This is a genomic window from Soonwooa sp. (genome assembly GCF_030151385.1).
Taxonomy (GTDB): domain Bacteria; phylum Bacteroidota; class Bacteroidia; order Flavobacteriales; family Weeksellaceae; genus Soonwooa.
In genome coordinates this window covers 56208-63572 of sequence record NZ_JASLDS010000062.1, presented here as the reverse complement: position 1 = coordinate 63572, position 7365 = coordinate 56208, and the positions used below count along the sequence as shown (strand labels likewise).

Annotated in this window: 8 protein-coding genes; 6 read left to right on the top strand and 2 right to left on the bottom strand. The window is 38.4% G+C overall.

All coding sequences use genetic code 11. From position 1 onward, the window contains the following. Window positions 1-87: 87 nt before the first annotated feature. Window positions 88-879: an SDR family oxidoreductase gene (locus Q1V95_RS12380; RefSeq protein WP_300674426.1), complete on the bottom strand. Its 792-nt coding sequence runs from the start codon at window positions 877-879 to the stop codon at window positions 88-90. 243 nt (window positions 880-1122) lie between these two features. Here Q1V95_RS12380 and Q1V95_RS12375 point away from each other — a divergent pair, with 243 nt between their 5' ends. The 6 genes from Q1V95_RS12375 to Q1V95_RS12350 all read left to right on the top strand — a co-directional run bounded on the left by Q1V95_RS12375 (window position 1123) and on the right by Q1V95_RS12350 (window position 6415). Next, window positions 1123-2124: a carbon-nitrogen hydrolase family protein gene (locus Q1V95_RS12375; protein ID WP_300674424.1), complete on the top strand. Its 1002-nt coding sequence runs from the start codon at window positions 1123-1125 to the stop codon at window positions 2122-2124. Further along, a complete protein-coding gene (locus Q1V95_RS12370) occupies window positions 2114-3226 on the top strand; it encodes a cupin domain-containing protein (RefSeq protein WP_300674421.1) in 1113 nt (370 codons plus the stop codon). Before Q1V95_RS12375 ends, Q1V95_RS12370 begins: the two co-directional genes overlap by 11 nt. Window positions 3227-3237: 11 nt before the next feature. Next, entirely contained in the window at window positions 3238-4149 is a 912-nt protein-coding gene (locus tag Q1V95_RS12365; protein ID WP_300674419.1) for a fumarylacetoacetate hydrolase family protein, read from the top strand. Window positions 4150-4151: 2 nt separating this feature from the next. After that, a complete protein-coding gene (locus Q1V95_RS12360; RefSeq protein WP_300674416.1) occupies window positions 4152-4910 on the top strand; it encodes an Asp/Glu racemase in 759 nt (252 codons plus the stop codon). 95 nt (window positions 4911-5005) lie between these two features. Then, window positions 5006-5803 carry an IclR family transcriptional regulator gene (locus Q1V95_RS12355; protein ID WP_300674414.1) on the top strand — a complete coding sequence of 266 codons (798 nt, stop codon included), beginning with the start codon at window positions 5006-5008 and terminating at the stop codon, window positions 5801-5803. A gap of 36 nt (window positions 5804-5839) precedes the next feature. After that, on the top strand, window positions 5840-6415 hold the full coding sequence (locus Q1V95_RS12350) for a hypothetical protein (protein ID WP_300674411.1): 576 nt from the start codon (window positions 5840-5842) through the stop codon (window positions 6413-6415). A gap of 21 nt (window positions 6416-6436) precedes the next feature. On the opposite strand, the gene Q1V95_RS12345 is transcribed toward Q1V95_RS12350, so the two are convergent. Then, window positions 6437-7258, bottom strand: coding sequence for a flavin reductase family protein (locus Q1V95_RS12345; protein ID WP_300674409.1), 822 nt, complete (start codon window positions 7256-7258; stop codon window positions 6437-6439). Window positions 7259-7365 lie beyond the last annotated feature (107 nt).

The following is a 7365-nucleotide window of genomic DNA, read 5'->3' as shown; positions in this document are numbered from 1 at the left end:
CTTTTTTTACCAATCCCAAACCTAATTGTAGTCCGGATTGACCTGCACCTACAATAGAAACTTTTCTTGACATATATAATATTTTGCTTATTGGTTTTTCATTAATTTTGACATCAAAGGATAGTGTTGCTCTGGTCCCATCGCACTGTAACCACCATCCACAACAATTTCTGATCCTGTCATATAGCTTGCATCACTTGACGCTACAAAAGCAACTGCATTTGCTACTTCCTCGCCATTCGCCACACGACCAAGAAGATTATAACCTTCCGTCACTTTGTCAGCATGCGCACGATCATTTTGTGTTAAACCTTCGAAAGGCCCAGACCAAACATGTCCAAGACGCACCATGTTAACACGGATTCCGTCTGGTGCATATTCCAGTGCTTGGGTTTTGTTAAGATGAAGCAAAGTTGCTTTTGACACTGGATATGCCCAACGTTCGATGTGTGGAAAAACACCTGAGATAGAACCAGTGTTCACGATAGAACCTTTAGTCGCTTTAAGATATGGACGCGCCATTTCTCCAAGAATCGCTGCTGCAACAGCATTTACATTAAGTGTATGCAACCAAGTTTCCCGCGTTGTTTTTGCACCTTCGTCGCCATAAGAAGCAGCATTGTTTACCAACACATCTAACTTCCCGAATTTATCAATAGTTGTTTTGATTAGATTTTCGCAATCTTCATCTTTTGTAATATCTGTATGTACAAAAAGCGCATTTTCGCCTAAAGTATTTTGTGCTTTAATTCCAGCTTCATCAGCAATATCCGCGATGACAACTTTAGCACCAAGGTCAATCATTTTTTTTGAAATTTCGTATCCGATAGAAGCAGCTCCGCCAGTTACGATAAAGACTTTATCTTTTAATTGAATCATAATAATGAATTTTCATATTAATATTTCGCAATGTTTGGGTTTTGCTAAAGTATAAAAATAAATTCAACATTGGTAAAATAAATTCAACAATTCAATATTTTTTTTATCAAATTTTAGCAAACGCCTGATTTAAAGGTAAATATTATTTAAATCAAAATTTATTTTCACTTTTTTAGATTTTTATTCATCATTATTGAAATCAATTTTATATTTTTGAATCAAAGTAAAAATCACCACCAAATCATGTTAGGAAAATTTAAGGCTGCAACGGTCCAGACCAGCGCGGTATATTTTGACATCGAAGCGACCATTGACAAAGCCTGCAAACTCATTGCAGAAGCCGCGAGCAATGGTGCCGAATTAGTAGCATTTCCCGAAGTTTTCATTTGCGCCTATCCTTATTGGAACTGGATTATGAATCCCGTACAAGGCAGCAAATGGTTCAAAAAACTATATGAAAATTCAATATCTGTTGATGATCCGCGTTTGCAAAAGCTTTTTGATGCAGCGAGACTTCATAACATTAATGTTGTTATTGGCATCAACGAAAAAGACAAGCGCAAAACCGGAACCATCTACAATACCAATTTGATTATCTCTAATGAAGGTCAACTTTTGGGTAGACACAGAAAATTGGTGCCAACTTGGGCAGAAAAATTAACTTGGACAGGTGGCGATGGCTCATCATTAAAAGTTTACGACACATCTGTTGGACCTTTGGGAACCTTAGCTTGCGGTGAAAACACCAATACTTTGGCACGTTTTGCTTTAATTTCTCAAGGCGAATTAATCCACATCGCAAATTACATCAGTCTTCCCGTTGCACCAGTGGATTACAATATGGCGGAAGCTATCAAAATCCGAGCAGCAGCGCATTCTTTTGAAGGTAAGCTTTATACGATTATTTCTTGTAGCACGATTAACGAAGATATTATCAAACTTTTTGAGGAAGAAAATCCAGAATGCAGAAATTTATTTAAAAGAGAAAATTCAGCATTTTCTGGCTTTATCGATCCTAACGGTCAGGTAATTGGCGAACCACTAATCGACAAAGAAGGTATTGCTTATGCCGAAATCGACTTATCTGCTTGTATCCAACCAAAACAGATGCACGACATCTTGGGACACTACAATAGATTTGATATCTTTGATTTTAAGGTGAATACAACACCGCAGACGCCTGCACATTTTTACGAAACAACCGAAGAACAAGACAATATTAAAAATCAAACTTATGGAAACTAATTACAGCGACGACATCTACGGAAGAGCGAAAGTAAAAGGCTCCGAAGAACTCGAAAAATATTACGACGAGCTAAAAGACATGGACACGGGCGCACTTTGGACCGTTGCCAACGACATCGAACCTTGGGAGCCACATACCATTTCGGCACCGATGTTTTGGAGTTACGAAAAGCTAAGACCATTTGTTTTGGAAGCAGCTCGTTTGGTAACGCCAAGTGAAGCTGGAAGACGTGTTGTCTATCTTCAAAATAAAAATAGAATTAAAGAAAAAGCCGCGGTAGGTTTACTATACGCAGGCATCCAAATTACGCAACCAGGCGAATTCACGCCAGCACATCGACATGCAGCTTCTGCACTTCGCTTTATTATGGAAGGCGCAAAAGGCTACACGATTGTTGATGGCAACAAAATAGAACTTGGCGTTCGTGATTTTGTTATCACACCAAATAGTGCTTGGCACGAGCACGGTGTTGAAAAAGATGGTCAAACTTGTATTTGGTTAGACGGTCTTGATATCCCAATGATTAACGCTTTCGAAGCCAATGATTACGCAGTTTTAGAAGAAGAAAAAGGCGGTCAAGATTTGTTGGTTGCAGAGAATTATTCACCAATGAGTTATTCTGGCGCTGGCGTTATTCCAATTGATAGAGAATGGAACAAGCCTTACTCGCCATTGTTTAAATATTCTTGGGAAAACACAAAAAATGCCATTCAGAATTTAGCAAAAGTAAGCGACGGAACACCTTACGACGGCTATATTATGCGTTATGCGAATCCATTAACGGGAGGACACCCAATGTTAACGATGGGCGCAACAATGCAAATGTTAAAACCTGGACAAAAAACCAAAGCGCACAAACATACAGGATCTTCAGTTTTCCAAGTGGCACAAGGCGAAGGCTACGTGATTATCGATGGTGTTAAATATGATTTTAAAGAAAAAGATACATTCTGCGTACCATCTTGGCTGTACCACGAATTCGCAAATACTTCCGAAACTGAAGAATTGTATTTATTCTCATTCAACGATTTTCCGACCGTAGAGAAATTAGGTTTTTACCAAGAAAAAGCACATCCAGAAGGACACCAGCAATTAAAATAAAATAGTAAATTATGAAGTTAGCAAGTTTTAGAAGTAGTATAGAATCAGAAATAAGATTAGGAATCATCGTTGACGACGTCATTATTGACATGGAATCTTGGGGCATCGAGCACGAGTTAGATTTACCATCAAACATGTTAGAATTTATCGATTTGGGACCAGCCGCCGTAAAAGCAGTTTCCGAAACTTTAAAAAACATTGATGCAAGAAGCCTTGTTGCAACCAGCATTCCTTTATCAACAGCGATTATTACTGCACCAATCCCAGCACCTCGTAAAAATATTTTCGGAATTGGACTTAATTATACCGAACACGTTGCTGAGTCTGCAAGAACATTAGACACTTCGAAAGAACTTCCGCAGAAATGCGTTATTTTTTCGAAACCGCCAACAACCGTAATTGGACCTGGCGATTCTATAAAACACAATGACCAAGTTACCAAACAAATGGACTGGGAAGGCGAACTTGCCGTTATCATGGGAAAAAAAGCAACGCACGTTTCTAAAGAAAAAGCTTTGGATTATGTGTTTGGATACACGATTATCAACGACATCAGCGCAAGAGATTGCCGTCGTTCGGGACAATGGATTGTGTCTAAAGGTCAAGATACTTTTGCACCGATGGGTCCTTATGTTGTCACCGCAGACGAATTAACAGATCCACATAATTTACAAATTATCACCAAAGTTAATGGCGTCGAAAAGCAAAATGGAAACACAAAATTCATGCTTTTCAATGTTAATGATATTATTGAAGACATTAGCGAAGTAATCAGCTTGGAAGCTGGCGACATTATCGCAACAGGAACTCCAGCAGGCGTTGGCGCAGGTCGCGAGCCTCAAGAATTCATGTGGCCTGGCGATGTTGTAGAAATCACCATTGACAAACTTGGAACTCTTAAAAATTACATTGTAAAAGCTTAATTATGTCTAAAAAATTGAATTACCGCATTGGACAGATTGTACCAAGCTCCAATGTAACGATGGAAACCGAAATCCCCGCAATGTTTCGTGGACGCGAAAGCATTTTTCCAGAACGCTTTACGTTTCACTCTGCAAGAATGCGCATGAAACACGTTACCAAAGAAGAGCTTGCGAAGATGGACGCCAATTCTGATGTTTGTGCTTTAGAACTTTCTGACGCTCATGTTGACGTCATGGGTTATGCTTGTTTGGTCGCGATTATGTCGATGGGAAAAGGCTACCATTGTGTTTCTCAAGAAAGATTACATCAAAAAACGGTGGAGAACGATTATCCAACACCGGTGGTGACCAGCGCAGGCGCTTTGGTGGAAGGTTTAAGAACTTTGGGTGTTAAAAACATCGCCGTTGTAGCACCTTATATGAAACCGCTTACACAAATGGTTGTCGAGTATATCGAAGACCAAGGCTTCACTGTTAAAGATTGGATTGCATTGGAAGTTTCGGACAATTTGGAAGTTGCTGCCTTAGATCCAGAAAATCTAAAAACAATTTATAAAAAACTAAATTTAGAAGGTGTTGAAGCAATTGTACTTTCAGCGTGTGTACAGATGCCATCCTTGCCGGCAGTTCAATTCGTGGAAGACGAAGCTGGAATGCCTGTTGTGACCGCCGCAATTTGCACCACTTATAGAATGTTAAAAGAACTTGGACTCGAAGCTAAAGTACCAAACGCAGGAACTTTACTTTCAGGGAAATATTAAAAAAATGAGGCTTTACTAAAAAATGTAAAGCCTTATTTTCATCATCAATTAAATGAAAACAAATTCCATACTTTTGTAGGAATTTAAAAACACACATGGAGGAAGGCAAAAAGAAACGAGGCATACAGTCGATTAATGTAGGATTCTCTATCCTAAAAGCATTAATGCAATCTCAATATCCATTACCATTAAAAGAAATTTCGGAGCAAATTGGTTTATCGCCAAGTAAGATTCACTCGTATCTTGTAAGCTTTCAGGAAGAGGAAATGGTACAACAAAATCCCGAAACTGGTTTTTACAGCTTGGGAACATCTTGTCTAAAATTAGGACTTTCTTACCTCGACCAATTCGACCTTACCGAATTGTGCAAACCTCACATGCGTCAATTAGCCAACGACCTTGGACATACTATCTTCTTGGGCGTTTGGGGAAATCGCGGTCCAACAATCATCTACAGACTAGACGGAACTTATAGCGAAACTTTGTTCGATTTAAGAATTGGAAGCGTATTACCGATTTTGACTTCGGCGGTTGGTAAAAACTTTGCGGCACATCTTCCCGAAAACCGCGTTATGCCATCGCTAATCGAAGAATTAAAAAGCAACAAAGGCGAACTAAATCTCGACGAAAATCTACGCAAGGTTGAAGAAATGTTAGCCACCATCAAAAAAGACGGCATCAGCCAAGGGCGTGCAGAAATGTTGTCCGATCTTACAGCGATTTCGGTTCCTATTTTTGACTTTTCCAATAACATGATTGCTGGTTTAACGATTATGGGAAAAATTGGTGGACTTGACGACCGCATCAATGGTAGCGCTGCCAAAATGCTAAAACAAGCCGCTTTCGAAATTTCACAAAAAAGAGGTTACAAAGTTTTGGAGCAGAATAATTAATAACAAAATTCATCAAGAAAAAATTCGTTCAGTTTCATGGGATTAGACAGCGTTGAGCTACTATTTCAATTTGAGAAAAAATTCCAGATTGTAATTTCTGATGAAGAAGCGGCAAAGTTATTCACACTCGAAGACGCGACCAATACAATCGCGCAACATAAGAATGTCACAAAAACAACTTGCTCGAAAATAGAAACAATTAAAACTGAAATTTTTGACACCTTAAAACAGGTTGCAACGATATTGAATATGTCACCAAATGACAAAATATCTTCTGTTCTAAATGCACATAATAAAGGAGCTTGGAACGCATTTGAGGAAGCAACCAAATACAAAATCAAGAAACCTTACTTTGATTCAAAATCAAAAACTTCAATATTATCTAAACTTCAGTTTTGGAAGCCAAATTACGATTGGAACGAATTAACAATTGAGGAATTTATTGACGGAATTTTAATTTTCAACTACGAATTGATTGTAGATTTTATCAACCCAAATGGCATTGACGAAATCTACATAGGCGTCGCAGGCTTAACAGCTGATCGAACGGGTATAGATGTTTATGATATTAAACCTTTTAAAAGTTTTACAAGAGATTTAGGAATCGACTAAATGATTAACAACAAAAATAACCTACTTCTCTTTCAAAACCTCCCAAGCTTCTTCGATATTATTTTGAAGCAAATAAGATTGGGCTTTTTTATGAATTTCAGAATCGCTTGAAAATTCTGCTTCTGGAAGAATATCGATATTAGCCAACATTCCTAAATCATTTCCTGTAAAGACTTTGCTGGTTTTAATTTCGTTGGGAAGCAAATCAATTCCGATGTTTTGGTTATTCGGACGCGGAACTTTAAAAAGACTTTGCTCATTACTTCGAGAATACCAATCGCCACCAAGACGCGCCACCAAATCTAATTTTACTTGGTCAATTTTTCCGTTCTCGCCAAAGCATTCATCTTTAACATGAACCTTTAGAACCTCACAAATAACAAGACTACCTGCACCACCATTTTCACCAAGAGGTTTTACTTCTAGAACTTTACATTCAAAATTCACGGGACATTCTGCAATCAATTTTGGCTTCACCAAATCTGCTTCCAAAGTCGTCAAATTCACTTTTTCAAACTCATTAACTTCGCGACCAAAAGGTGCCGACGCCAACGAAATCTGCTGAACGATGTCAAAATTTACAATTCCAACGACAACTTCCTGCGTTTCCAAAATATTGTGAAGCGTATCTTTATTCGGGTTTTCTTTTCCTTGACGCAAAGGCGAAAAAATAAGAATCGGCGGTTTTGCGCTAAACATATTAAAAAAGCTAAACGGCGACAAGTTGATATTCCCTTCCGCATCAATCGTCGACGCCAAGGCAATCGGACGAGGCGCAATGGCGTACTTCATAATATCTTGCATTTCGTAAGTCGAAATCTCAGTTGCCGCAAAACTTTTCATGCTATTTTTCAGTTTAGTTTAAAAGCCCAAGTTCGCAATAAAAGCTTTAATACACAAAAAGCTTCGCAAGATTTTGACGACAAAAATTTATTTAAATCCTTATCCAA